Annotated in this window: 22 protein-coding genes; 6 read left to right on the top strand and 16 right to left on the bottom strand. The window is 60.2% G+C overall.

The window, feature by feature from the left end; genetic code table 11:
* Nucleotides 1–14: 14 nt before the first annotated feature.
* From OKB77_RS08425 to argC, 3 genes are read right to left on the bottom strand one after another with little or no spacing between them, the layout of a single operon-like run.
* A complete protein-coding gene (locus tag OKB77_RS08425; protein WP_164461669.1) occupies nucleotides 15–926 on the bottom strand; it encodes an ornithine carbamoyltransferase in 912 nt (303 codons plus the stop codon).
* A 25-nt stretch (nucleotides 927–951) separates the two neighbouring features.
* Nucleotides 952–1,731 (bottom strand): acetylglutamate kinase, encoded by a 780-nt coding sequence (gene argB, locus OKB77_RS08420; RefSeq protein WP_101348150.1) that lies wholly within the window; start codon nucleotides 1,729–1,731, stop codon nucleotides 952–954.
* Between the two features lie 22 nt (nucleotides 1,732–1,753).
* Nucleotides 1,754–2,761 (bottom strand): N-acetyl-gamma-glutamyl-phosphate reductase, encoded by a 1,008-nt coding sequence (argC, locus tag OKB77_RS08415; RefSeq protein ID WP_123172257.1) that lies wholly within the window; start codon nucleotides 2,759–2,761, stop codon nucleotides 1,754–1,756.
* Between the two features lie 271 nt (nucleotides 2,762–3,032).
* On the opposite strand from argC, the gene argE reads away from it, so the two are divergent.
* Entirely contained in the window at nucleotides 3,033–4,178 is a 1,146-nt protein-coding gene (gene argE, locus OKB77_RS08410; RefSeq protein ID WP_123172258.1) for an acetylornithine deacetylase, read from the top strand.
* Between the two features lie 231 nt (nucleotides 4,179–4,409).
* Complete coding sequence (gene ppc, locus OKB77_RS08405) at nucleotides 4,410–7,043, top strand: phosphoenolpyruvate carboxylase (protein ID WP_123172259.1); 2,634 nt, start codon at nucleotides 4,410–4,412, stop codon at nucleotides 7,041–7,043.
* Nucleotides 7,044–7,148: 105 nt separating this feature from the next.
* Here the strand turns inward: ppc and OKB77_RS08400 are convergent, their stop codons facing one another.
* Together OKB77_RS08400 and OKB77_RS08395 are read right to left on the bottom strand one after the other, a co-directional pair.
* Nucleotides 7,149–7,784: a Vat family streptogramin A O-acetyltransferase gene (locus OKB77_RS08400; protein WP_123172260.1), complete on the bottom strand. Its 636-nt coding sequence runs from the start codon at nucleotides 7,782–7,784 to the stop codon at nucleotides 7,149–7,151.
* 23 nt (nucleotides 7,785–7,807) lie between these two features.
* Nucleotides 7,808–8,125: a DUF6968 family protein gene (locus tag OKB77_RS08395; protein ID WP_123172261.1), complete on the bottom strand. Its 318-nt coding sequence runs from the start codon at nucleotides 8,123–8,125 to the stop codon at nucleotides 7,808–7,810.
* A gap of 350 nt (nucleotides 8,126–8,475) precedes the next feature.
* Between OKB77_RS08395 and OKB77_RS08390 the strand changes: the two genes are divergently transcribed.
* On the top strand, nucleotides 8,476–9,366 hold the full coding sequence (locus tag OKB77_RS08390; protein WP_123172262.1) for a sensor domain-containing diguanylate cyclase: 891 nt from the start codon (nucleotides 8,476–8,478) through the stop codon (nucleotides 9,364–9,366).
* Nucleotides 9,367–9,837: 471 nt separating this feature from the next.
* The gene (locus tag OKB77_RS08385) at nucleotides 9,838–11,112 is read left to right on the top strand and encodes an amino acid permease (RefSeq protein ID WP_113740579.1); all 1,275 of its coding nucleotides are present in this window, start codon (nucleotides 9,838–9,840) and stop codon (nucleotides 11,110–11,112) included.
* A 66-nt stretch (nucleotides 11,113–11,178) separates the two neighbouring features.
* On the opposite strand, the gene OKB77_RS08380 is transcribed toward OKB77_RS08385, so the two are convergent.
* Nucleotides 11,179–11,817: an exopolysaccharide biosynthesis protein gene (locus OKB77_RS08380; RefSeq protein WP_069529294.1), complete on the bottom strand. Its 639-nt coding sequence runs from the start codon at nucleotides 11,815–11,817 to the stop codon at nucleotides 11,179–11,181.
* Between the two features lie 251 nt (nucleotides 11,818–12,068).
* On the opposite strand from OKB77_RS08380, the gene OKB77_RS08375 reads away from it, so the two are divergent.
* Nucleotides 12,069–12,692, top strand: coding sequence for an outer membrane beta-barrel protein (locus tag OKB77_RS08375; protein WP_123174102.1), 624 nt, complete (start codon nucleotides 12,069–12,071; stop codon nucleotides 12,690–12,692).
* A gap of 90 nt (nucleotides 12,693–12,782) precedes the next feature.
* Here OKB77_RS08375 and OKB77_RS08370 read toward each other — a convergent pair whose 3' ends face one another.
* Entirely contained in the window at nucleotides 12,783–13,706 is a 924-nt protein-coding gene (locus OKB77_RS08370; RefSeq protein ID WP_123172264.1) for a GGDEF domain-containing protein, read from the bottom strand.
* Between the two features lie 505 nt (nucleotides 13,707–14,211).
* Here OKB77_RS08370 and amt point away from each other — a divergent pair.
* On the top strand, nucleotides 14,212–15,639 hold the full coding sequence (gene amt, locus OKB77_RS08365) for an ammonium transporter (protein WP_123172265.1): 1,428 nt from the start codon (nucleotides 14,212–14,214) through the stop codon (nucleotides 15,637–15,639).
* Between the two features lie 82 nt (nucleotides 15,640–15,721).
* On the opposite strand, the gene OKB77_RS08360 is transcribed toward amt, so the two are convergent.
* The 9 genes from OKB77_RS08360 to OKB77_RS08320 all read right to left on the bottom strand — a co-directional run bounded on the left by OKB77_RS08360 (nucleotide 15,722) and on the right by OKB77_RS08320 (nucleotide 23,856).
* Nucleotides 15,722–16,189: a glycine zipper 2TM domain-containing protein gene (locus OKB77_RS08360; RefSeq protein ID WP_005340126.1), complete on the bottom strand. Its 468-nt coding sequence runs from the start codon at nucleotides 16,187–16,189 to the stop codon at nucleotides 15,722–15,724.
* A gap of 97 nt (nucleotides 16,190–16,286) precedes the next feature.
* Nucleotides 16,287–16,784, bottom strand: a complete 498-nt coding sequence (locus tag OKB77_RS08355) for a GNAT family N-acetyltransferase (protein WP_005340127.1) — start codon at nucleotides 16,782–16,784, stop codon at nucleotides 16,287–16,289.
* A gap of 112 nt (nucleotides 16,785–16,896) precedes the next feature.
* On the bottom strand, nucleotides 16,897–17,301 hold the full coding sequence (locus OKB77_RS08350) for a nitrous oxide-stimulated promoter family protein (RefSeq protein ID WP_005356534.1): 405 nt from the start codon (nucleotides 17,299–17,301) through the stop codon (nucleotides 16,897–16,899).
* 87 nt (nucleotides 17,302–17,388) lie between these two features.
* The gene (locus OKB77_RS08345; RefSeq protein ID WP_270817396.1) at nucleotides 17,389–19,191 is read right to left on the bottom strand and encodes an aminopeptidase P family protein; all 1,803 of its coding nucleotides are present in this window, start codon (nucleotides 19,189–19,191) and stop codon (nucleotides 17,389–17,391) included.
* A gap of 33 nt (nucleotides 19,192–19,224) precedes the next feature.
* Entirely contained in the window at nucleotides 19,225–19,890 is a 666-nt protein-coding gene (locus OKB77_RS08340) for a GntR family transcriptional regulator (RefSeq protein ID WP_005340138.1), read from the bottom strand.
* A 193-nt stretch (nucleotides 19,891–20,083) separates the two neighbouring features.
* On the bottom strand, nucleotides 20,084–21,709 hold the full coding sequence (gene pckA / locus OKB77_RS08335) for a phosphoenolpyruvate carboxykinase (ATP) (RefSeq protein ID WP_005340139.1): 1,626 nt from the start codon (nucleotides 21,707–21,709) through the stop codon (nucleotides 20,084–20,086).
* Nucleotides 21,710–21,858: 149 nt separating this feature from the next.
* Nucleotides 21,859–22,743 (bottom strand): Hsp33 family molecular chaperone HslO, encoded by an 885-nt coding sequence (gene hslO / locus OKB77_RS08330; RefSeq protein WP_164461930.1) that lies wholly within the window; start codon nucleotides 22,741–22,743, stop codon nucleotides 21,859–21,861.
* A gap of 77 nt (nucleotides 22,744–22,820) precedes the next feature.
* Nucleotides 22,821–23,219 carry a ribosome-associated heat shock protein Hsp15 gene (hslR, locus tag OKB77_RS08325; protein ID WP_164461670.1) on the bottom strand — a complete coding sequence of 133 codons (399 nt, stop codon included), beginning with the start codon at nucleotides 23,217–23,219 and terminating at the stop codon, nucleotides 22,821–22,823.
* A gap of 256 nt (nucleotides 23,220–23,475) precedes the next feature.
* Entirely contained in the window at nucleotides 23,476–23,856 is a 381-nt protein-coding gene (locus tag OKB77_RS08320; protein ID WP_123174103.1) for a hypothetical protein, read from the bottom strand.
* Nucleotides 23,857–23,889: the final 33 nt, after the last annotated feature.

Here is a 23,889-nt window from a genome sequence, read left to right as displayed (position 1 = left end):
GGTTGAGTGCCGCGTTACTTGCTGCCGAGAAGGGTCAGCAACACGGCGTTCTGGATATGCATCCGGTTTTCGGCCTCGTCCATGATGAGGGAGGCGGGGCCATCCATCACCTGCGAGGTGATCTCCAGCTCCCGATGAGCCGGCTGGCAATGCAGCACGTGCTGGATGCCGGTGCGCTCGAGCAGGGCCTGGTTGATCTGGTAAGGCATAAAGAGGTCTTTGACCTGCTCCATCGGGGTGTTGTCGCCCATGGAGACCCAGGTATCTGTGTAGGCCACGTCGAACCCTTCGATATCTGCCACGTCATCACTGATGTGGATGGTTGCCCCCGACTTGGCCGCCAGCGCCTGCGCCTGCAGGAAGATCTGGGTATCCGGGCCGTGGCCTTTCGGGCAGATCAGAGTCACGTCGGTGCCGAGGGTCGCCCCCAGCAGCAGCAGAGAGTGGCTGACGTTGTTGCCATCACCGAGGTAGGCAAGCTTCACCTTCGACAGGTCGTCGTAGTGCTCGGCAATGGTCATAAAGTCGGCCAGCCCCTGACAGGGGTGGTAGAGGTTGCACAGGCTGTTCACTACCGGCACTGTGCCGTGCTCCGCCAGCTCGACCAGGGTCTGGTGATCGAACACCCGGGCGACGATGGCATCACACCAGCGCGACAGGTTGGCAGCGAAATCCTTCACCGACTCCCGCTTGCCCAGCGCGCCGTTCTGCTGATCCAGATAGACACTGTGGCCGCCCAGTTTGGCGATGCCGATGTCGAAAGTGACCCGGGTGCGCAGGGAGGGTTTCTCGAACAGGGTGACCACGCTCTTGCCCGCCAGCGCCTGGCTGTACTTCTTCGGGTCGGCCTTGACCGCTTTGCCCAGCGCAATCAGCGCTTCAATCTGGGCTTTGTTCAGATCACTGTCTTTCAGAAGATGTTGCATCGGATGTTCCTTGTTCCGGTGGAGATCAAATGGCCACTTGAGTGCCGACGGCGCCGCCAGCCAGGAGCTTGAGCAGCTGATCCGGGTAACGCCAGCTGGCGACACAGACCGGCTTGCCGAGGGTCTCGGCAGCGTGCAGGGCCGCTTCTACCTTGACCGCCATACCATCGCGGATCACCCCTTTCTCCATCAAATCCAGCGCGGTCAGCTTGTCGAGTTGGGGCACCAGCTTGCCCTTGCCATCGAGGATGCCGCTCACATCGGAGAGCATCACCAGATCGGCACCGAGCGCCTCGGCAATGGCGGTGGCCGCCTGATCCGCGTTGACGTTCATCAGTTGCCCGTCGGCGGTGATGCCGATGGAGCTTACCACCGGCAGGAAGCCCTGACCGAGGATGCCTGCTACCAGCGCCGGGTTGCCCGGCTTGCACTCGCCGACCGCGCCGAGATCCGGGTCGAGCTGGGTCACCTGACAGAGGCCGCCGTCGGCGAGGCAGAGCCCCACAGCCGGAATGCCGGTGGCGATCGCCTTGGCCATCATCTGCTTGTTGGCAGTGCCCGCCAGCGCCCCGGCAATAAAGGGGATCTGCTCGAACGGGGTCACCCGCAAGCCGTTCTTCTTGGTGGAGGTGAGACCCAGCCCCTTGAGCAGGTCATCCACCAGACAGCCACCACCGTGTACCAGCACCAGCGGACGGTGCTGATCGTCGAGAAAGGTTTTGAGGGTGGCGAACAGGGCGGTCAGTGCCTCGTCGTTCTCGATAAGGGCGCCGCCCAGCTTGATTACCAACGTCTGTTTGTCCATGTTCGAGATCCTTCCTAAGTCCTTAAATCAGGCCGGTGGCCGGTTCAAAACCAAATTTGATATTTATGCACTGCATGGCTTGCGAGGCGGCGCCCTTGAGCAGGTTGTCGATGGCCGAGACCACCACCAGCATGTTGCCCTGCTGTTGCCAGGCGATATCGCAGTAAGGGGTGCCCGCTACGCCCCGGATGGAGGGCATCTGGCCGGTGAGGCGCACCAGCGGCTTGCCTTCGTAAGCCTTGAGGAAGGCCTGATCCACTTGAGTAGGGGTGACGCCGTCCGCCAGCTGCACATAGATGGTGGCCAGAATGCCGCGCACATAGTTGCCAAGGTGGGGCTGGAACAGCACCTCCTTGCCGAGGTGATGGCTGATCTCCGGCTGGTGTCTGTGATTGAAGGTGCCGTAGGGATTGAGGCTCACTTCGCAGAAGCTGGTGTTGATGGCCGCCTTGCGACCGGCACCGGAAACCCCGGAGACGGCGTTGATGATCGGCTGCCACCCCTTGGCAATCAGGCCATCCTGCTGCAGCGGCTTGAGGGCGCACAGCGATGCTGTCGGGTAGCAACCGGGCACCGCAATCAGCTGGGCGGTAGCGATGGCATCGGCATTCCACTCCGCCAGGCCATAGACGGCCTGATCCAGCCACTGCTCGCTGTCGTGGGTGAAGCCGTAGAAGCTGTCGTAAAAGCCCTGCTCCTTGACCCGGAAGGCGCCGGAGAGATCGAATACCGGCAGCCCCTTGGCAAGAAACTTGGGCGCCAGCTCGGCGCTCACCTCGTGGGCGGTGGCTAGCAGCACCAGATCGGCCTGGGTCAGGATCCGGGTCATGCCGTCGTCGTCCAGCGGTAGCAGCGGTTGATCGAGGGCTCCGACCCACTGGGGATGCAGGGAAGAGAAGCGCTTGTGGGCATCCTGACTGCCGGCGGAGACATAGAGGCCGAACAGCTTGAGTTGTGGATGGTTCTGTACCAGTGCGGCCAGTTCGGCTCCCGCGTAGCCACTGGCACCGACGATAACGGTGTTAAGCATGTTGAATATTCCAAGTCAGAGTTCGAGATTCACAGCATGACGCTGCAGTGCACAAGGGTGTTCGATCGCCCCTTTGCACAAGTGCGGAGGGGCAATTCAGGCGGGTGTGTGTCGTCGGTTATAGATCAGGTGACAGAACATTAACTTTCCCTTACAACTAGAAGCCTTTGTTGATGAGCCAGATATTCAGGTAAAATTACAGAATATTCATGCACTCGCTTTGCATTTGTATTTTCTAGCAGAAACATTCCGGGGACGCAAGGAGGAGCTGATGGCCAATCTGGATTTTTTTTCACTTTATAAGAATATTATTGCGATTCCCTCTATCAGCAGCACGGATCCCAAGTGGGATCAGAGCAACGAGGCGGTGATCCGGCTGCTGGCTGACTGGTTCGGTCAGCTCGGTTTTCAGTGCGAGGTAACGGCGCTCCCCGACCTGCCGGGCAAGTTCAATCTGGTGGCGACGATTGGTCAGGGGGAGGGCGGTCTGCTGCTGGCAGGCCACACCGATACGGTGCCGTTTGATGAAGGAGGGTGGAGCAAGGATCCCTTCAAGGTGACCGAAGAGGGCAACCGTCTCTATGGCCTCGGTACCATCGATATGAAGGGCTTCTTCGCCTTCATAGTGGAAGCGCTCAAAGAAATCGATCTCACCAAGCTGACCAAGCCGCTGCGCATTCTCGCTACCGCCGATGAAGAGACCACTATGGCGGGGGCCCGCGCCATCGCCGCGGCGGCCGAGCTCAAACCCGACTACGCCGTGATTGGCGAACCGACCGGGCTGGTGCCTGTGGTGGCCCACAAGGGACATATGTCGGAGGCGATCCGTATTACCGGCAAGAGCGGTCACAGCTCGGATCCCGCCAACGGTGTCAACGCCATGGAGATCATGCACAAGGCGATGGGGCAGGTGCTGCGCTTGCAGCAGGATCTGAAAGATCGCTACGCCGACCACCGCTTTGCCGTGCCGCAGCCGACTCTGAACCTCGGTTACATTCAGGGTGGTGACAGCCCGAACCGCATCTGCGGCTGCTGCGAGCTGCATATCGACCTGCGACCCACCCCGCAGGTGGGACCGGACGAGTTGATGGGGATGCTCAAAGAGGCGCTCTCTCCCATCGAAATTCACCAGCCGGGCTGTCTGCATCTGCAACATCTGCATGAACCCATTCCCGCCTATGCCTGCGCCGACGACTCTGTGCTGGTGCGCGAAGCTGAGAAGGCGAGCGGTCGCGCCGCCGAGTCGGTCAACTACTGCACCGAGGCGCCGTTTATCCAGCAGCTTGGCTGCGAGACTATAGTGATGGGCCCCGGCCATATCACCCAGGCGCACCAGCCGGATGAGTATCTCGACCTCTCCTTCGTCAAGCCGACCACCGCAGTGTTGCAACACCTGATCAGACGTTTTTGCCTGTAGCGGCGGCGGTGAAAGGGGCGTAAAAACTGTAAGTAAGTTACATAACAAGCCGGTTGTGGAGTGGTGAGGGAAATACATGTTCTGAATCGGCCTGTTATTTGACCTTGCGCAGACAATCTGGGTAGATTGTCACCCTAAGATGACGGAGCATATGTTGTAATCGCACAACAATAAGTGAGGTCGTCTAGCACCCCGGATGGGTGTCAGGCACCAACAAGATAAGGATGTGGAATGAACGAAAAGTACGCCGCACTACGCGCCAACGTAGGTATGCTGGGTCAGCTGCTGGGTAAATCCATCAAGGATCATCAGGGTCAGGCCTTTCTCGACAAGATCGAAACCATTCGCCAATTGGCCAAGTCCTCCCGCAAGGGCAATGAATCAGACCGGGAACGTCTGCTCGATACCCTGCGCACCCTGAGCGATGACGAACTGCTGCCGGTGGCCCGCGCCTTCAGCCAGTTCCTCAATCTGGCCAACGTGGCGGAACAGTTCCACACCATCTCCCGTCGCTGCGAAGAGCAGGTCTGCACCCCGGACCCGCTGGAGCAGATGTTCGACAAGCTGAAAGCCTCCAACCTGTCGCAAGAGGCCATCATTCAGGCCGTGCGCGAGCTGGATATCGATCTGGTGCTGACCGCTCACCCCACCGAGGTGACCCGCCGCACCCTGATCCACAAGCACGTACAGCTCAACGACTGCCTCGAGGCGCTGGAGCTCTCCGACCTGCTGCCACGCGAGCGGGACAAGATCCTCAATCGCATCGAGCAGCTGATCAATCAGGCGTGGCATACCAACGAGATCCGCGAACAGCGCCCGACCCCGGTCGACGAGGCCAAGTGGGGCTTCGCCGTGGTGGAGAACAGCCTGTGGCCTGCCATCCCAGAATTCATGCGCAATCTGGACGAGCGTCTGCAACACCATCTGGGTGTGCGGCTGCCGCTGGATGCCGCGCCGGTCAAGTTCACCTCCTGGATGGGCGGTGACCGCGATGGCAACCCCTTCGTCACCGCCAAGGTGACTGCCGAAGTGCTGGAGCTGGGCCGCTGGATGGCGGTGAGCCTGTTCTACAAAGACATCAAGGAGCTCACTTCCGAGCTCTCCATGTCCGACTGTACCGACGCCGTGCGCGCTCGCGTTGGCGATCATCCCGAGCCCTACCGTGCGCTGGTGCGCGAGCTGCGTGAAGCGCTGCGCGAAACCAAGGAGCACCTCACTGCCAAGGTGCAGGGTCAGGTGAGCGAGAGCCAGGATCTGGTCAAGACTACCGCCCAGCTGCGCGAGCCGCTGGAGCTCTGCTACCACTCATTGCACGCTTGCGGCATGGGTAATATCGCCGATGGCATGTTGCTGGACGTGCTGCGCAAGGTCGCCTGTTTCGGCATCCATCTGGTCAAGCTGGATATCCGTCAGGATGGCGAGCGTCACGGGCTGGTCTTCTCCGAGCTGACCCGCTATCTGGGTCTGGGTGACTACGCCGAGTGGAGCGAAGATGACAAGCAGGCCTTCCTGCTTAACGAACTGAACTCCCGTCGCCCGCTCATTCCCCACGACTGGGAACCGAGCGCCGAGGTGCGCGAGACGCTGGATACCTGTCAGGTCATCGCCCAGCACGACCCCGATGCGTTCGGTATCTACATCATCTCCATGGCCGGTGCGCCGTCCGACGTGCTGTCGGTGCAACTGCTGCTCAAAGAGGCGGGCTGCAAGTTCCGCATGCCGGTCGCCCCGCTGTTTGAAACCCAGGATGACCTGATGGCAGGCACCGCCGTGATGGAGCGTCTGCTCTCGGTGGACTGGTATCGCGGCTACATTCAGGGCCGTCAGTACGTGATGATCGGTTACTCCGACTCTGCCAAGGATGCGGGCATGATGGCCGCAGGCTGGGCCCAGTACGCCGCCATGGAATCCCTGGTGGGTCTGGCCGAGGCCAACAATATTCGCCTCACCCTGTTCCATGGCCGTGGCGGTACCGTCGGTCGTGGCGGTGCCCCTGCCCATCAGGCGATCCTCTCCCAGCCGCCGGGATCCCTGCGCGGCGGTCTGCGTACCACCGAACAGGGGGAGATGATCCGCTTCAAGTTCGGTCTGCCGAAAGTGGCGATCAAGAGTCTGGAGCTCTACACCAGCGCCGTGCTGGAAGGGAACCTGCTGCCACCGCCCAAGCCGAAAGAGTGCTGGCGCGAGGTGATGGAACAGCTGGCCGCCGACTCCTGCGATCACTACCGCAGTATCGTGCGCGGTCATCCAGACTTCGTCCCTTACTTCCGTGCCGCCACCCCGGAGATGGAGCTCGGCAAGCTGCCGCTCGGCTCCCGTCCCTCCAAGCGCAAGCCCAACGGCGGCGTCGAGAGCCTGCGCGCCATTCCGTGGATCTTCGCCTGGACCCAGAACCGCCTGATGCTGCCGGCTTGGCTCGGTGCCCACAAGGCGCTGCAACAGGCCATCGACGGCGGCAAGCTGGCCGTGCTGGAAGAGATGAGCGCCCAGTGGCCCTTCTTCCGCACTCGTCTTGAGATGCTGGAGATGGTGTTCCTCAAAGCGGACGTCTGGCTCGCCGAGTACTACGACACCCGTCTGGTGCCGCAGGAGCTGTGGGGCCTTGGCAAACAGCTGCGTCAGGAGCTTGCCGAATCCATCGAGGTGGTGCTGAAACTGAGCCCGTGCGGGGATCTGCTGGAGGATCAGCCCTGGATCAAGGAGTCCATCAAGCTGCGCAACCCCTACACTGACCCGCTCAACGTGCTGCAGGCCGAGCTGCTCAACCGCTCCCGCAACCACCCGGAGACCCTGCACCCCGAGCTGGACAAGGCGCTGATGGTCACCATCGCCGGCATTGCCGCAGGGATGCGCAACACCGGTTGATAGCCAGCTCAATCCAGCGGGCTTCAGCGATATCCATCAAGCCAAAGGGCGCCGACAAGGCGCCCTTTGTTGTTTCTACGATCTCGCTTGGTTTATAGGTTGTCTCTATGGGGTTGCCGCTTCCAGTGCGACTATTTCGCCGCCGCTGATAAGCGGCAGGTTGCGGCTGATCTGCTCCACCGGCCAGTCCCACCAGGCGATGGCGTTGAGACGGGCGATGGTGTCGTCGTCGAAGCGGTAGCGGATCACCTTGGCGGGGTTGCCGCCGACCACGGCGTAGGCGGGCACGTCTCCGGTGACCACGGAGCGGGCGGCGATGATGGCTCCGTTGCCTACCTTGACCCCCGGCATGATCAGAGCGTCATAGCCAATCCAGACATCGTTGCCGATCACGGTATCGCCCTTGTAGGGGAGGCTGCCCGGGGCGGGTGCGGCATGCTCCCAGCCGTTGCCGAAGATAAAGAAGGGGTAGGTGGAGAAGCCGGAGGTCTGGTGGTTGGCGCCGTTCATGATGAACTTCACCCCGCGGGCAATGGCGCAGAACTTGCCGATGATCAGCTTGTCGCCGATGAAGGGGAAGTGGTAGAGGACGTTGCGCTCGAAGCCCGCCGAATCCTCCGGGTCGTCGTAATAGGTGTAGTCACCCACCTCGATATTGGGCCCCTTGATGGTGTTCTTGATAAAGCACACTTGGGGGAAGCCGTTCATGGGGTGGGGATTGGCGGGATCGGGTCCGTGCATCTGGTCTCCTTGGATGGGCCGGGCTAGAGCGCCGGGAAGTAGCAGGCGCTCATGTCGATGGGGTGATCTGGGCAGTTGGGCAGATAGAACTGCCAGCCCGCATCGGAGAAGGCGCGTAGTTCGGTTTCGACAAACTTGATGGCGAGGCTCAGGGCCTGCAGGCTGTCGATGCCGTAGATAAAGGTCATGTCGCTCAGCCCCGCCAGCTTTACCTTGCAGCGCCAGTCACCGCTGGCGGACTTGGGATCCGGCTTGGGGGCCTTGATGGCGATCTTGAGGGTGAGCTGTTCCCCTTCGGTGCTGATAGCGTCGAAGCGGGCGGTAACGATGGCGTTTTTCATCTGGCGATTCCCTTTTCCGTGGTACAGCCCCTGCGGTTGCGGGTGGCTGGCGTTCCTGATGGCTGATGAGGTGAAAACTGGACTCAGGACGGCCAGCGTAAATGAACTTGTGAGTTGAAACAATGGGATATGCGCGACCGGGGGAGGGGGCTTTCGCCGCCGTGAGCGAGCGCAGTGGCGGGAGTTGCAACGCGCTGGCCACCGGTGGTGGCCGAGAGGCTGGCAGGCTGCTAGATGTAAAGGATTGTTGGCTGTGGCCGCAGATTTTTCTGCGCTGCCGATGAGGGCGCGTGAGTCCTCTTGAGGCAGAGTATCTCCCCCCTGTTTGACGTTGAAGTACAGGAGTCTCCGTGGCGCTTTCGGTAACCCAGCTTTATGAAGTGATGGCCCAGCTGCCAGATCCCGTCTTTATTCTCAGTGAAGATGGCTATTACGTGGAATATATCGGCGGCATGGAGCAGCAATCCTATCACGATGGCAATCCGCTGGCGGGCAAGCAGCTGGCCGATGTGCTGCCACCCGAGATGGCCATATGGGTCAAGGCGCAGGTGGCCGAGTCGCTGGCGAGCGGTCAGGTGCGAGTGGTGGAGTATGAGCTCTCAGCAGCCGAGGTGGGGGGGATCAATGCTGCCGCCGGGCCGCAAGGGATACAGCGTTTCGAGGGCAAGATTGCGCCGCTGCCCTCCCTCTATGACGGCAAGCGGGCGGTGGCCTGGGTGACCCGCAATATCACCCGCCAGTACGAGTTGCAGCAGCGACTGCTGCGCCAGAGTGAAACCGACCTGCTGACCGGCCTCTACAACCGCCGTTTCTTCTTCGAGCACTGCCAGCCGTTGCGGGCAGGAGATGCGCCCTGCGGTCTTATCATGCTCGACATCGATCACTTCAAGCAGCTCAACGATCGTTACGGCCACCAGCAGGGAGATCGGGCCTTGCAGCGCTTCAGTAGTTGTATCGATGCCCTGTTGCGGGCGGACGACCTCTTTGTACGCAGCGGTGGCGAGGAGTTTCTGATCCTGCTGCCGCGGATCGATGAAGCCGGTTTGCAGCAGATGGCGGAGCAGATCCGCGCCGCCGTCGAAGCGTTGCCTGCCGATCCGGTCGCCATCACGGTCAGTCTGGGCACAACTCTGGTGCAGCCGGAGGAGGAGATCAATCAGGCGCTGGCTCGGGCCGACGAGTGGCTCTATCGGGCCAAGCGGGCAGGCCGCAACCGGGTGGCGCACTGCCCGGCAGGTTGAAAGTGCCGCCCCGGTCGCTGTGGGAAATAGCCTGCGCTTTTACCCTGAATAAATTGGCTGACATCACTGTCAATTAGTAGAAAAGTTGGCCGTATTATTTAACTCATATTCCACAGCTTAAGGTGTTAATATTATCGGCCTGATCGCTGGTCTTATTTGTGTTGTTGGGCAACAGCATGAGGTTTTATCGGTATGTTATCAAACAGGTGTGAATCTGGTTTTGGGTGACGAATGTGATACATCCTGTTGTCTTTTGAAACATTCCGATTCAAACAGTCATGAATTATTAACCTTGACCCGGATAGCGATTTCAACGATGGTAGCGTGGCAGCTCCGTTTCTCTCCGGTGGCCCTGTTGGCCGCTGGCGGCGTTGTTTTTTCATGTGCAGGGCGATATGCAACGACATATCTCCAGCCTGTTATTCGGGCCAATAAAAATAATGATGACAGATTAATAAGGTATATATTGCAATGAGTGTTTCTATTGCTGAAAAGAGTAACCCTGTTTCAAAATTGAAATGGGAGAAAAGCGATTCGGTATGGACCATGGGCCTATATGCCACTGCTGTCGGTGCCGGTACGTTATTTCTCCCTATTACTGTTGGCAGTAATTCTCCGGTTATTTTGCTGTTTATTTTATTGCTGGCTTTTCCGCTCTCTTATTATTCCCACAGGGCATTGAGCCGCTTTGTGCTCTCCAGCTCCCATCGGGAAGGGGATATCACCCATGTGGTGGAGGAGCACTTCGGTGCCAAGGCGGGCAAACTGCTGATGCTGGTCTATCTGATGGCCTTCTACCCCATCATTCTGGTCTACAGCATCTCCATCACCAACGCGATTCAGAGCTTCGTGGTTCACCAGCTGGGGGATGCCGAGCTGCCGCGCGGCTTGCTGGTGCTGGGGGTGATGCTGGGCCTGCATCTGGTGCTGCTGGCCGGCAAACAGATCGTGGTGTCGGCCATCAGCGTGCTGGCACTGCCGATGGTTGCCTTTCTGATTGGCCTCTCCATCTATCTGCTGCCCCAGTGGAGCCTCTCCTATTTCAGCGAGAGCCAAGCAGTGGATTGGCGGGATCCGGCGTTCTGGAAATCCCTCTGGCTGATCGTGCCGGTGATGGTGTTCTCTTTCAGCCATGCGCCCATTATTTCCTCTTTCAGCGCGGCGCAGAAAAAGCGTTGTCAGGAGAGTGCCGACCTGCGTGCCAAGCGGATCATCAAGTGCAGCAGCATGCTGATTTGCGGCAGCGTGCTCTTTTTCGTGGTGAGCTGCGTGATGAGTCTGAGTCAGGCCGAGATGGCGCTGGCCCGCACCGACAATATCTCGGTGCTGTCGGCGCTGGCGAACAAGTTCTCCAACCCGCTGATCGCCTATGTGGGGCCACTCATCGCTATTCTGGCCATGTCCAAATCCTTCCTCGGTACCTCCATGGGGGTGAGCGAGGGGACGGTGAGCATGGTGAGCGGTGCCTGTCAGGGGCTGGGGCTCTCCCTCAAGGAGTCGACCATCGCCCGGGTGTCATCGGTGATCCTGTTTATGGTGACCGCCGTCATCACCTATCTGAACCCCAATGTGCTCGACATCATCGAGCGCGTCAGTGGCCCGCTGATCGCGGTGATCCTGTTTCTGCTGCCGGCCTGCTCTATCTATCGCTTGCCCGCACTCAAGCGTTATCGCGGGCCGAGTACCCTTTTTGTGTTGGTGATGGGGCTGCTTGCCATCTCGGCCCTTATCTACGATCTGCTTTGACCGGGCGGTATCCCGCACAAATCAAAAAGGGCGACCATCTGGTCGCCCTTTTTCTGTGCATCGGGGTTAGCCGAGCAGGCCGCTGGCGCTCTGGCCCGCCATCAGCAAGCCGATGGCCAGCACGCTGAACCAGACCAGGGTTGCGCTTACCAGCAGATAGCCGCTGGCGACGAACAGACCGTCCCGCTGCAACATGCCGGTGGCCAGCAGCAGGATGGCCCAGGCAGGCATGGCGTTGGTAAACGGGATGGCGCCCAGGGGCAGCATCAGCAGCAGGGCGGCCAGCATGATCAGCAGGCCGTTGCAGCGGTTGACCGTGTTGCTGCCGGTCAGCACCAGCAGGCGCGGGCGGATAACGCGATCGACCCGGGCCAGCAGATCCGCCCCCTTGTGCAGGGTCGGCTTGAGCTGGTCGGCGGCGAAGCGGCGCTCCATCAGCATGGCGGGCAGCCAGGGCACCCGATTGAGGGTGATGCCGATCCCGATAAAGAGGATCAACAGGCCAAACGGGGTGCTGACCCCGGGAATGGAGACCGGCAGCAGAAAGGGGACGGTGAGCAGCACGCAAAACAGCAGCATGCCCTGTTCACCCACCAGCGCGAGCATCTGGCGCAGGCTGATGTGGCTCTCGTCGATGGCATGCGCGGTGGCCCGCAGGGTATCCGCGAGGGTAGTTTGGGGGTCGTGAAGTTGCGCGGCAACCATTCCCTGATGTCCTTTTGAGTAGTGATAACGGGCCCCTATGACCCGATTTGGCGCCAGCATACGTGGCAGAGGTTAACCGTCGATGAATGGTGGCTGGGGGGCATAGCGGCGCCAGTGGGGCGGTTCGGCAGGGGTTCAGGCGAGGGGGAAATCCCGCGATGAAAGTGATCCGGTACAGCTGTCGTTTAGGATGGGCCTAGGACGCCTCTGGTATGCTTTCTGCACAATCACACAGGGGGCAGGGGATGATGATGAAGAGAGTCGGGATAGCGATGATGGGGTTGTTGCTGCCACTGGGGCCGGTCTGGAGTGCCGAGGGCGCGACCACATCCGGTTGGCAGGTGACGCCGTTTTTCGGTTACAGCTCGTCCATCGACTTCGAGAAGAGTGACGAGGTGGTGCAGCCGGTGCCGCTTTCTGCATCGTTTGATTCACTGCAGGGGCAGAGCTCCGGCAGCTGGGGCTTCTTTATCAGCAAGGAGGTGGATGATCCCGGCATGATTGAGCTGCTCTACAGCCACCAGTCCACCACCCTCTCTCCCGACCAGCCGGACCGCCTGACGGTAGATACTTTGCACTTTGCCGGTGCGCTGACCCTCTCTGACAACCTGATGGCGCCCTACATCGGCGCCGGGATCGGGGTGACCCGCTTTGCCGCCTACGACAGCGAGGTGACCCCTTCCATGTCGCTGGCGCTCGGGGTGCAACCGCGCCTCGCCGAGCATCTGGCGCTGCGGGCCGAGGTGCGCGGTTATGGTTCGCTGGTCAATGATAACAACCAGTTTATCTGTAACCCGGAGCAGTGCGTGTTCAAGGTGCGCGGGGAGCTGGTAACCCAGTGGCAGGCCAATATCGGTCTTACCTTCCGCTTTTAGGCGAGGGGATTTTCCCTATGAAACAGGGGCCATTGGGCCCCTGTTTCAGCAGCAATCTTCCGCCGTGATCGGTAATCAATCGGTAGCTCTTCACGCCTCTTTATTAGTCGGCGTCGCCCATACCGCGCAGTTTCTGCCCGCCTCCTTGGCGCCATAAAGCGCCTGATCCACCCGTTTGAACAGCGAGACTGCAGGTTCCTTGGGCTCGCGGATCCCCACTCCCAGACTGACCGTCATGGTATGGGCCGGATCTGGGGCTATGGTGCGGGTCGCAGTGAGCAGGGTGTTGGCCAGTTGCTGCAAGTCGGCTTCGTGGGCGACGGGCAGCAGCAGGGCAAACTCTTCACCCCCGACACGGGCCGCCAGCGCACCGGGCGGGCAGTGCTGTTGCAACAGCTCGCCAAACTGCTGCAACACCCGATCCCCGATATCGTGGCCGTAGTTGTCATTGATCACCTTGAAGTGATCCAGATCCAGCAGGATGAGGGCGTGGCAAATCCCTTGTTCCAGAAACAGCTGCTGATGAAAGTAGCGCCGGTTTGGCAGCCTAGTCAGATCGTCGAACAGCGCCTGCTGTCTGAGCTGGGTATTGATGTGGAAGAGATGGTGCATGGTGCTCAGGATGCCGATGCTGCTGAGCAGGATGCCGCTGGAGCGCAGCAGATCCTCGGCATAGATGGCGAGCCAGAGTGGCTGCGCCACCAGCTCATCCATGATGTCGGCGGTGGCCCCCATGATCCACAACATCAGACCGCAGGAGAGCATGCGGTAGGTGTGGGTGGGCAGGTGGGCACACTGCACCACCCAGAACAGGAACAGCATGGTGAGCCAGTTGATCACCTCGAAGCCAAAGCTGACGGCGTAAAAGCGTTCGTAGGGGAAGTGGGGCAGCAGCAACAGATGAAGGGACATGATGGCCAGCATCACTATCCCCAGCAGCACGATGTGGGCGCGATGCTCCCGGTCGAGATGACGGTAGTGGGAGAGGCTGATGTCGAGACGATCGAACTGCATGGTGTTCCTCGGATTGGGACTGCCATCAGGTTGCCAACAAGAGGCTGCGTAATGGCATGCCGTGGTCGGATAACAGGAAACGGCTGGTCTGTCAGTGTAAACGAGCGGGCCCGCAGCGCGCGATATCGATGACGTCAGCTTGTGGGCTGGCTCAGGGTTTGCGCATTTCTGGTGCGTGAAGTATCGCCTGCCCTGTGACAGGGCGACCCTGGGCAGGTTAGCGCAGCTCATGCGCCAAATTGGTGCGTCGATGATGCGTGATCTTACTAATGTAATGATTTAAAAGGATTTAAATTTGTGGCCCGCTTTATGCTTTTTACATGTCAGACGGTCTCTTGTGGTCATCGGCGGCAGACGCAGTGATGAGGAAGTGGCAAGAGGCATCCCCGTGCCGGGCGCGGGTGTGATTCTGGCGGGTTGTAGCAACACCTTGCGATTCGCCACAGATTCAATCAGGGAAACGGAGCCGGTCTTGTACCGGTACGACAGGGAAGGAGAGTACTCTATGGTCAAAAAATGGATGATGGCGGGTCTGACGATGTTGCCTGCCTTGCTGGTTACCCCAAGTTGGGCCGAAGAGGTCGCTCAGGTACAGGCGGCGGTGGCTCCGGTTGCCGCCATGACAATCAACAAGGGTGACAACACCTGGATGCTGCTCTCGGCGGCGCTGGTGATCCTGATGTCGATCCCCGGTCTCGCCCTCTTCTACGGTGGTCTGGTGCGGGCCAAAAACATGCTGAGCGTGCTGATGCAGGTCTTTACCCTGTTCTGCCTTATCTGCGTGCTCTGGGTGATCTACGGCTATTCGCTGGCCTTTACCGAGGGGGGCAATTTCTACGGCTCCTTCAGCAAGGTGCTGCTTAAGGGGGTGACCCCTGACTCCATCGCCGCCACCTTCAGCAAGGGTGTCGGGATCAGCGAGCTGATCTATGTGGTGTTCCAGGGGGCCTTTGCCGCCATCACCTGCGGCCTTATCGTGGGGGCGTTCGCCGAGCGCATCAAGTTTGCTGCCGTGCTGCTCTTCTCGGTGATCTGGTTCACCTTCGCCTACATCCCGCTGGCTCATATGGTGTGGTACTGGGCGGGTCCGGATGCCTATACCAGCGCCGAAGCCGCAGCAACCGCGACCGCAACGGCCGGGTATCTGTTCCAGCATGGTGCGCTGGACTTTGCAGGCGGCACAGTGGTGCACATCAACGCCGCCGTGGCGGGTCTGGTGGGGGCGTATCTGGTGGGCAAGCGTCTGGGCTACGGTCGTGATCCCATGACCCCCCACAGCCTGACCATGACCATGATCGGTGCCTCCCTGCTCTGGTTCGGCTGGTTCGGTTTCAACGCGGGCTCCGCGCTGGAAGCCAACGGGGTGGCTGCGCTCGCCTTTATCAACACCTGGGTGGCACCGGCTGCGGCAGCTCTCTCATGGACGTTGGCCGAGTGGGTGATGAAGGGACGTCCCTCCCTGCTGGGTGCGGCATCCGGTGCGGTGTCCGGTCTGGTGATGATCACTCCGGCTGCCGGGTTTGTCGGTGTCGGTGGCGCGCTGGTGATGGGCCTTATCAGTGGTGTGGCGGGTCTGTGGGGTGTCCACGGTCTCAAGCGCCTGCTGGGGGCCGATGACAGTCTGGACGTGTTTGGCGTACACGGGGTGTGCGGCATTCTCGGTGCTCTGCTGACCGGCGTCTTTGCCAGCCCGGATCTGGGCGGCACCGGGGTGTGGGACTATGTCACCAATCAGGTGGCCGAGGGGTACTCCATCCTTGGACAAGTGAAGATCCAGGCTATCGGAGTCGGTGTCACCCTGCTCTGGTCCGGTGCCGTGGCGGCGATTGCCTTCAAGGCGGTCGACATGCTGGTCGGGTTGCGGGTGAACGGCGATGCCGAGCGGGAAGGGCTGGATGTCACCTCCCACGGCGAGAAGGCTTACAGCATGTAATCCCGAATGCCAGACAACAAAAAACCGCCGGGATCGGCGGTTTTTTTATGACTCTAAAGCTGCAAAGCCTGAGTTCACACGCTTAGTTCACGACGGCCACGTTGATGCTGCCATTGCCCTGGGTCATGCGTACACGGGCGCCCGGGGTGAAGGTGGGGCTGGCTTTCTGCACGACCACGATGGCTTCGCCGTTCTCTTTCTTGATCTCCAGCTCGACGCCGTCGACCTGATTCATCTTGTTGCCGATGGCGTTGCCTGCCGCTGCACCGGCGATGGCGCCGCCTGCGGCTGCGATATCGCGTCCGGTGCCGCCACCGACTGTGCTGCCCAGCAGGCCACCGACTACGGCGCCGCCAATGGTGCCAATCAGGGAGTTCTCATCGGCCTGGATCTTCACCGGGCGGGTGGAGATGATGGTGCCGTAGCTGACGGTCTGCACCTGTTTGGCGCGGTCTTTGGTGTAAACATCGCCAGAGTAAACGTCACTGTTGGCGCATCCGGTGATGGTGGTTGCTGCCAGCAGGGCAATAAGGGTCATACGCTTCAACATGGTGGGCCTCCTGGGCTGCACGTAATTTGAACAATCCGGTTGATGAGTGAACTTTACTCCAACCCCGTCACACATGAAATCGGCAAAATGTAACCAATTATGCGTTCTGTAACCGGTTTTGTCCTTGAATCGCAGCTGTACCGGAGAGGGTTTTAACCAGCAGCAGACGGTCTTCTCCGGGGCCGAAATAGTCGGCTACTTCCGCCTGCAATGTGTAACCGAGCCGGTAGTAGAGGCGCTGGGCCGGATTGGCCGGATCGACCGTGAGCCGCAGTTCGCTGATCTGCAGCGCCTGCTGGTTGGCCTCCATCTGGCGCATCATGCGCTCGGCCAGACCAAAACCGCGTGCCTCGGGCAGTACCGCCAGCGAGAGCACCCAGCCTTGCGACCGCTCCTGACCAAATCCCCCCAGCACATACCCCACCAGCTGCCCCTCGTATTCGGCCACCAGCAACAACTCGGGCCACAAATCCATAGCCTGACGGAAGAAGAAGGCGGGATAGACATCTTCACCAAACACCTTGGCATCGATCTGCCAGATGGCGTGCATGTCATTGTGGGTAGCGGTGCGTAGCAGGGGCGGGTTGTGGTGCATCAGGACGCCATTGGCAGCAAACGGATCGGCAACGCCGCTGACCTTGGGGTCAACGGCAGAAAAGGAGTCATAGGGTAGTGGTCATCCCCTGCCGGATGCAAGGGATTGGCGGTTATGGCGGCAGGGGGCGGCTCTGGGGCAGTTTGGGAGCTTTGCGCAAGCCGTCGAGCAGGTGGCGAAGGGTGAGCCAGGGGTGGCGCAGCAACATGCGCGGGCCGCTCCACTTCATCACCTGCTGGATCTGTTTGCGCATCGCCGGTGCGTAGCAGTGGATATTGCAGTTGGCGCAGGTGGGTTTGTGGCCGTGGCCATAACGGCAGCGACGTAGGCGCTGATGGGCGAAATCCCGCAACTGGCGACAGTGGCGGCAATGGGGATCCTGATGATGGTGCTGGCAGTAGAGGCGGATCATGGCGCTGACCGTCTGCTGCTCGCGCATGAGTCTGGGGTGGTCACTCGCCTTTTTGCTGGCTGCGGCGTGTGAGCCCCGGGCTGGGCTGGCATGATGACTTTTCATGGCCGCCATTCTCCTGACCTGCTCGCTTTGGGTGTTGATACAGGTCAAAAGGGGGGATAAAAAACAGGGCCCGCAGGCCCTGTGTCATCAGATGAGGCTGGTTGCCTGCTCCAGCCAGGCGAGATCTTCGCCCTCGAGCAGCGGGCTCAGGCGGCGGAACACCTCAACGTGGTATTCGTTGATCCAGCGGAATTCGGCCGGGCTCAGCAGGCTGCGGTCGATCAGGCGGGTATCGAACGGCACGTAGGTCAGCCGCTCGAAGCCCAGCATCGGCAGCTCGCCAACCTGTTCCAGCTCGGTCACGACTACCAGGTTCTCGCAGCGGATGCCGAAGCCATCTTCACGGTAGTAGCCCGGCTCGTTGGAGAGCACCATGCCCGGTTGCAGGGCAACCATGCTCCCTTTCGGCGCGATGCGCTGGGGCCCTTCGTGGACACTCAGGAAGTGGCCGACGCCGTGGCCGGTGCCGTGGTCATAGTTGTAACCGGCTTGCCACAGCGGCATGCGGGCCAGCACGTCGAGCTGGATACCGGCGGTGCCACGGGGGAAGCGGGCCTGATCCAGCGCGATATGGCCCTGCAGTACCCGGGTAAACATCGCCTTTTGCTCGTCGCTCACCTCACCCACCTTGATGGTGCGGGTGATGTCGGTGGTGCCATCCATATACTGGGCGCCGGAGTCCAGCAGATAGAGGCTGTCCTGGCCAAACGCGCGTGGGGTGCCGTTGGTGTGGTGGTAGTGGCACATGGCGGCGTTGGGGCCGAGCGCGGAGATGGTATCGAAGCTCGGCTCGACGTAGTGCTCCTGCTCGCGGCGGAACGCTTCCACCTGATCGGCCAGGGTGCCTTCATCCACCCCCTCGAACTCGCCGGAGGCGACCAACCGATCCAGCCAGGCGAGGAAGCGGGTCATGGCCACGCCATCACGCAGGTGAGCGGCACGCATACCCGTCAGCTCGATCTCGTTCTTGCACGCTTTCGGCAGCATGGTCGGGTCTTGCCCTGCTAACAGAATGGCGCCCGCCTCTTCCATGACGAGCTGGGTCCAGGCGTTGGCGCTGTCCGGATCGGCCAGCACCTTCTGCTGATCTTCACCGATGCGCTGCAGCACGTCGCCCAGCTTGTCGATGGGGTAGACGGAGACATCCTGCCCCACGTGTTGGGTGAAGGCGAAGCAGTCAATTTTGTCGGTATCGACGAAGAAATCCATGCTGGTGTTGGCGTAGAGCACCGCAAAGCCCAGCACCACCGGCAGCCGGTCGATATCGCGGCCGCGCAGGTTGAGCAGCCAGTTGATGGGCTCGGCCTGGGTCAGCAGCACAGCATCCAGCCCGCGCTTGCGCAGGTCTGCTGCCAGCTGTTCACGTTTGGACTGGCTGGACTGGCCCGCCAGCTCCTCGCTGTAGAGGATGACCGGGCTCTTGGTCGGCTCCGGGCGATCGCGCCAGTTCAGGTCGATGGGGTTCTGCTCGACGCGGATCAGCTCTATACCGCGGTCGGCCAGCACGGCTTTGGCATTCTTGTACCAGGTCAGGCTGTGCAGGCGGGCATCGAAGCCAACCCGGGAGCCTGACGGCAGCTGCTCGGCCAGCCATTGCACATGAGGATTTTCAATGAGGTGGAGGAATTCGAACAGTTCGGCGGGGGTTTGCATCCGCGCCTGCACCGTATAGCGACCATCGACAAAGAGGGCTGCCCGCTGGGCCATGATGATGGCAACGCCGGCAGAGCCGTTGAAACCGGTGATCCAGTCAAGCCGCTCGGCATATGCGGGGATGTACTCGCCGAGGTGCTCATCATCGTGGGGGACGATAAAGGCGTCCAACTCCTGCATGGCCAGCTCGGCCCTGACTTGGGCGACGCGGGTTTCAATTATCTCGAAATTATTCATGTCGTTAGTGCCAGATGGTTGCTATATGAGTGTTCAGTTTTTATGGCCGCTGGCCAGGATCCGCTTGATCGACTGACCTGCCGCTTCGATATGTTGCCTGAGCAGCACCACCGCCTCGTGCTTGCGCCGGGCGCGGCACAGTTCCAGCAATTGGGCGTGTTCACGCTCCGCCTTGTCCACGCCGTCGCTGGCAAACAGCAGCTCGAAGCGGACATAGCGGTCACAGCTCAGATTGATCTGGGCGATCAGTTCAAGTGCCTGGGGGCGACCGGCTGCCTGATAGAGGGTGGCGTGAAAGCTGTGGTTCAACTCGGCCCAATGTTCGATCTGGGTGCCTGACTCCAGGGCGTGATCAAACTGGGCGAGGATCGCCTCCGCTTGTGCGAAGGTGGCTTCCGTCATCTTGTCGACGGCGTGAAACAGGGTATCGGCTTCCAGCAGCGCTCGCAAATAAAAGAGCTCTTCGATGGCCGAGGCGTCCAGCATGGTGACCACGGCGCCGCGATGGGCTTCGAACTTCACCAGCCCCTGCGCTTCCAGCTGCATCAGGGCTTCGCGCACCGGAATGCGGCTCACGGCCAGCTCTTTGGCAATGGCATCCTGACGCAAGGGGGCGCCAGCGGGGAACTCCCCACGGAGGATCCGGCCACGGAGGTTTTCCATCACCATCTGGGTTCGGGTCTTGTAGGGTGGGGTCATGGTCGGGTCACGATTGGGCGTTACAGAATTGTATATTGTATAAAGTTTGGCTGAATCTAACCTGTCACAACAGGCAAAGGCAAGGTTTTGGCCCCTTTAACGGGAGCGATGGCGGCGTTCGGGGCTCCACAAAAACAAAAATGCCGGTCAGCGTGGCTGACCGGCATGATGTCACTGATACGAAGCGAGCCTGTTACAGCTGCGGGCCTGCCGCAACCAGACGTTTGCCTTCATCGTTATCGGTGAAGCGCTCGAAGTTCTTGATGAAACGGCCTGCCAGATCGACGGCCTTGGCATCCCACTCGGCCTTGTCGGCGTAAGTGTCGCGCGGGTCGAGGATCGCCGGGTTCACATCGTGCAGCGCGGTCGGGATCTCCAGATTGAAGATCGGCAGCACCTTGGTCTCGGCCTTCTCGATGGAGCCATCCAGGATGGCATCGATGATGGCGCGGGTATCCTTGATGGAGATGCGCTTGCCGGTGCCGTTCCAGCCGGTGTTGACCAGATAGGCTTCTGCACCTGCCGCTTCCATCCGTTTCACCAGCTCCTGACCGTACTTGGTCGGGTGCAGGGAGAGGAAGGCTGCGCCGAAGCAGGAGGAGAAGGTCGGAGTCGGCTCTGTGATGCCGCGCTCGGTACCGGCCAGTTTGGCGGTGAAGCCAGACAGGAAGTGGTACTTGGTCTGCTCCTTGGTCAGTTTGGAGACCGGAGGCAGCACGCCGAAAGCGTCGGCAGTCAGGAAGATCACCTTGGTGGCGTGACCTGCCTTGGAGACCGGCTTGACGATGTTGTCGATGTGATAGATGGGGTAAGAGACGCGGGTGTTCTCGGTCTTGGAGCCATCATCAAAGTCGATGGTGCCATCGGCAGCAACGGTCACGTTCTCCAGCAGCGCATCGCGACGGATGGCGTGGTAGATGTCCGGCTCGGCCTCTTCGGAGAGCTTGATGGTCTTGGCGTAGCAGCCCCCTTCGAAGTTGAACACACCGTGGTCATCCCAGCCGTGCTCGTCATCGCCGATCAGCTGACGCTTGGGATCGGTGGAGAGGGTGGTCTTGCCGGTGCCGGAGAGGCCGAAGAAGATGGCAACGTCGCCGTCCTGACCCACGTTGGCGGAGCAGTGCATGGAGGCAATGCCGCGCAGGGGCAGGAAGTAGTTCATCATGGAGAACATGCCCTTCTTCATCTCGCCACCGTACCAGGTGCCACCGATGAGCTGCATCTTCTCGGTCATGTTGAAGGCAACGAAGTTCTCGGAGTTGAGACCCTGCTCCTTCCAGTTCGGGTTGGTGCACTTGGCACCGTTCATCACCACGAAGTCAGGCTTGAAGGTTTTCAGCTCTTCATCGCTCGGACGGATGAACATGTTTTTCACGAAGTGTGCCTGCCAGGCCACCTCGGTGATGATGCGCACGGCCAGGCGGGTATCCGGGTTGGCACCGCAGAAACCGTCGACCACAAACAGGCGCTTGCCGGAGAGCTGTTTGGTGACCAGCCCTTTCAGATGTGACCACACTTCAGGGGTAATGGCTTTGTTATCGTTTTTACCCTGGTCAGACCACCACACAGTATCCTGGGTAGTGGCATCTTTGACGATATATTTATCTTTCGGGGAGCGACCGGTGAAGATACCGGTGTTTACGTTGACGGCGCCCAGTTCGGTCACCACACCGCGCTCGAACCCTTCCAGGTCAGGGCGTGTCTCTTCGGCGAAAAGCTGCTCGTAAGAGGGGTTGCGAACGATTTCTTGGCTGTTTTTGATGCCGTACTGGTCCAGTCCTAATTGTTGGGCCAGGGTGGGTTCTGCCACGATTGTCATTGTATTCTCCTGGGTTCAGAGGTTGGTAGGGTTCTATCTGACGGTCATCCTATCACTTAGGTGGTAGAGTTTAGCGATCGCCATCAAACTTTATAAAATAGGGTATTTTTTTGTTATTAAAGTTAAAGGCGGGTTTTGCCCGCCTTTAATTAGTGTAACTGGTTTGCATCATTGCCGGGAGCCCTGCTGAACAGGGTTTCGACATCGATCCCATTAAATTGGTACTGGGCGCCGCAATAATCACAGTGCATGTCGATCTTGCCGAGCTCCTGCACCATCTCCATGACCTCTTCCTTTTCTATCTGCAACAGGGCCCCTTCGCAGCGCTCGCGGGAGCAGGTGCAGCGGAACTCGACCGCCTGCGGATCGAACACCCGCACCTTGTCCTGATTGTAGAGGCGGTAGAGGATCTCTTCTGCCTGCAGGCCGAACAGCTCTTCATCCTTGATGGTGCTGGTGAGCTGGGTCAGGTGATCGAAATCGTTGCTGTGATCCTCGCTCTGGGCGGGCAGCTCCTGCAGCATGATGCCGGCGGCGCGCGGTTCGCCTTCATGGTAGCCGGTGCGGATCCACAGCTTGGTGGCCAGCTGTTCGGAGCGGGCGAAGTAGTGCTCCAGGCAGCCAGCCAGGGTGTCGGCGTCCAGCGCGATGATGCCCTGATAGCGCTCGCCCTGCTCCGGGGTGATGGTGATGATCAGCTGGCCATTACCGATCAGGCTCTGCAGCTTGCCATCGCTCGGCAGCTCGCCTTCATAGCGGGCCACGCCGCGCAGCTGCTGGTTGTTGTCACCGTTGATCACGGCCAGACGCACCGGGCCATCGCCCTGCAGCTGCACCGTGATGGAGCCTTCAAACTTGAGGGTGGCGGTCAGCAGGCTGGTGGCAACCAGCAGCTCGCCCAGCAGTTTTTGCACCTGCACCGGGTAGTTCTGGGCTTCCACTACGTGGCGGTAGGTGTGATCCAGCTGGACCAGCTCGCCACGCACTTCGTACTCTTCAAACAGATAGCGATACAGCAGATCTTGGTTGCTCATCATGTATTCCTGGCTTTTCGGTGAGGTAAATCGGGCGGGCTGGGGTTGATGCCAGCCCGGTATCAAATCGGGGTCGGTCAGTACTGTTTGACCTTGAGCAACTGGCGTCGCTCCTGCTTGTCGGGGCGGCGCTCGGGGCTGGGGGCAAACTGGCTGCTGAAGCGGCGTGCCTCGCTGTTCTCGGCCCGTTTTTTCAGGCTCTCGGCGGTCTCTTCATAGAGCTGCTGGGCCAGCGGAGCCGATTTGCGCTGCTCGCTCAAGGCCAGCACCCGCACTTCGCGTTCGTCCTGCCCCTGCCAGAAGCGGATCAGTGCACCCACTTCCACCTGTTTGCCCGGTTTGCTGCGCTGACCATTGTAGTGCACCTTGCCCCCGTCGATCTGATCCCGCGCAATGGAGCGGGTCTTGTAGAAACGGGCCGCCCACAACCACTTGTCGAGACGAACCTCGAGGGCACTTTCTGCATGATTGGGCATGAACAGGCTCCATAACGGGGAAAAGAGGTGGTCGATTATACCAGAGCACGGGGTCGGGATAGAAACCGGGCAGCCGCCGCGCGGGGCGCAAACCATGTCAAGGTGATGCAACATATGGGCAGTTTGCTGATTCACAAGGGAAAGCCGGTGCTTTATCGGGTATTCATGGGGGCTGGGAGTGGCCTTCATACCGCGCATATAAAGCTGCCGCCCCGGTTGGGGGCGGCAGCGTTCACATTCATCGACCATATCAGAGTCAGAAGTGATCGTGCTGCTCCGGCTTCTTCTGGTCGTGGGGGCCTTCGCTGTGGGCGATGGCGGTGCGGATCAGATCAACCCCGGCGCGGATAATCAGCACCCCCATGTTGACCAGCTTGACGCAGACCCACATGAAGGTGATGAGCAGGATCAGCTTGAGCACGGTCTGGAAGGCTTCCAGGAAGTTCTGCTCCAGCTGGGAGGTCAGGCCGTTGGCGCTGGTCATCAGCCAGGTGTAGACCTCGCGCACGAACGGGATGCGGCTCGGCATCTCCAGTACATCCAGTGCGGCAGGGAGCGCCTGGAAGATGACGATGCTGCCGAACAGGATCAAAATGACACCGATGGCGATGCCGAGGAAAAAGCCGAACTGTCTCATGGAGGGCTCCAGCGTTTGCTGCATGAAATTGAA

The sequence above is a fragment of the Aeromonas sp. Y318-3 genome, assembly GCF_027706185.1.
Taxonomy (GTDB): Bacteria; Pseudomonadota; Gammaproteobacteria; order Enterobacterales; family Aeromonadaceae; genus Aeromonas; species Aeromonas veronii.
Note: the sequence above shows the minus strand (reverse complement) of the source record. Positions and strands in the feature narration are given on the sequence as shown.

Coding starts and splice junctions, on each gene's coding strand:
- OKB77_RS08425 (WP_164461669.1), bottom strand. CDS start 926: ATGCAACATCTTCTGAAAGACAGTGATCTGAACAAAGCCCAGATTGAA.
- argB (WP_101348150.1), bottom strand. CDS start 1,731: ATGGACAAACAGACGTTGGTAATCAAGCTGGGCGGCGCCCTTATCGAG.
- argC (WP_123172257.1), bottom strand. CDS start 2,761: ATGCTTAACACCGTTATCGTCGGTGCCAGTGGCTACGCGGGAGCCGAA.
- argE (WP_123172258.1), top strand. CDS start 3,033: ATGGCCAATCTGGATTTTTTTTCACTTTATAAGAATATTATTGCGATT.
- ppc (WP_123172259.1), top strand. CDS start 4,410: ATGAACGAAAAGTACGCCGCACTACGCGCCAACGTAGGTATGCTGGGT.
- OKB77_RS08400 (WP_123172260.1), bottom strand. CDS start 7,784: ATGCACGGACCCGATCCCGCCAATCCCCACCCCATGAACGGCTTCCCC.
- OKB77_RS08395 (WP_123172261.1), bottom strand. CDS start 8,125: ATGAAAAACGCCATCGTTACCGCCCGCTTCGACGCTATCAGCACCGAA.
- OKB77_RS08385 (WP_113740579.1), top strand. CDS start 9,838: ATGAGTGTTTCTATTGCTGAAAAGAGTAACCCTGTTTCAAAATTGAAA.
- OKB77_RS08380 (WP_069529294.1), bottom strand. CDS start 11,817: ATGGTTGCCGCGCAACTTCACGACCCCCAAACTACCCTCGCGGATACC.
- OKB77_RS08375 (WP_123174102.1), top strand. CDS start 12,069: ATGAAGAGAGTCGGGATAGCGATGATGGGGTTGTTGCTGCCACTGGGG.
- OKB77_RS08370 (WP_123172264.1), bottom strand. CDS start 13,706: ATGCAGTTCGATCGTCTCGACATCAGCCTCTCCCACTACCGTCATCTC.
- amt (WP_123172265.1), top strand. CDS start 14,212: ATGGTCAAAAAATGGATGATGGCGGGTCTGACGATGTTGCCTGCCTTG.
- OKB77_RS08360 (WP_005340126.1), bottom strand. CDS start 16,189: ATGTTGAAGCGTATGACCCTTATTGCCCTGCTGGCAGCAACCACCATC.
- OKB77_RS08355 (WP_005340127.1), bottom strand. CDS start 16,784: ATGCACCACAACCCGCCCCTGCTACGCACCGCTACCCACAATGACATG.
- OKB77_RS08350 (WP_005356534.1), bottom strand. CDS start 17,301: ATGAAAAGTCATCATGCCAGCCCAGCCCGGGGCTCACACGCCGCAGCC.
- OKB77_RS08345 (WP_270817396.1), bottom strand. CDS start 19,191: ATGAATAATTTCGAGATAATTGAAACCCGCGTCGCCCAAGTCAGGGCC.
- OKB77_RS08340 (WP_005340138.1), bottom strand. CDS start 19,890: ATGACCCCACCCTACAAGACCCGAACCCAGATGGTGATGGAAAACCTC.
- pckA (WP_005340139.1), bottom strand. CDS start 21,709: ATGACAATCGTGGCAGAACCCACCCTGGCCCAACAATTAGGACTGGAC.
- hslO (WP_164461930.1), bottom strand. CDS start 22,743: ATGAGCAACCAAGATCTGCTGTATCGCTATCTGTTTGAAGAGTACGAA.
- hslR (WP_164461670.1), bottom strand. CDS start 23,219: ATGCCCAATCATGCAGAAAGTGCCCTCGAGGTTCGTCTCGACAAGTGG.
- OKB77_RS08320 (WP_123174103.1), bottom strand. CDS start 23,856: ATGAGACAGTTCGGCTTTTTCCTCGGCATCGCCATCGGTGTCATTTTG.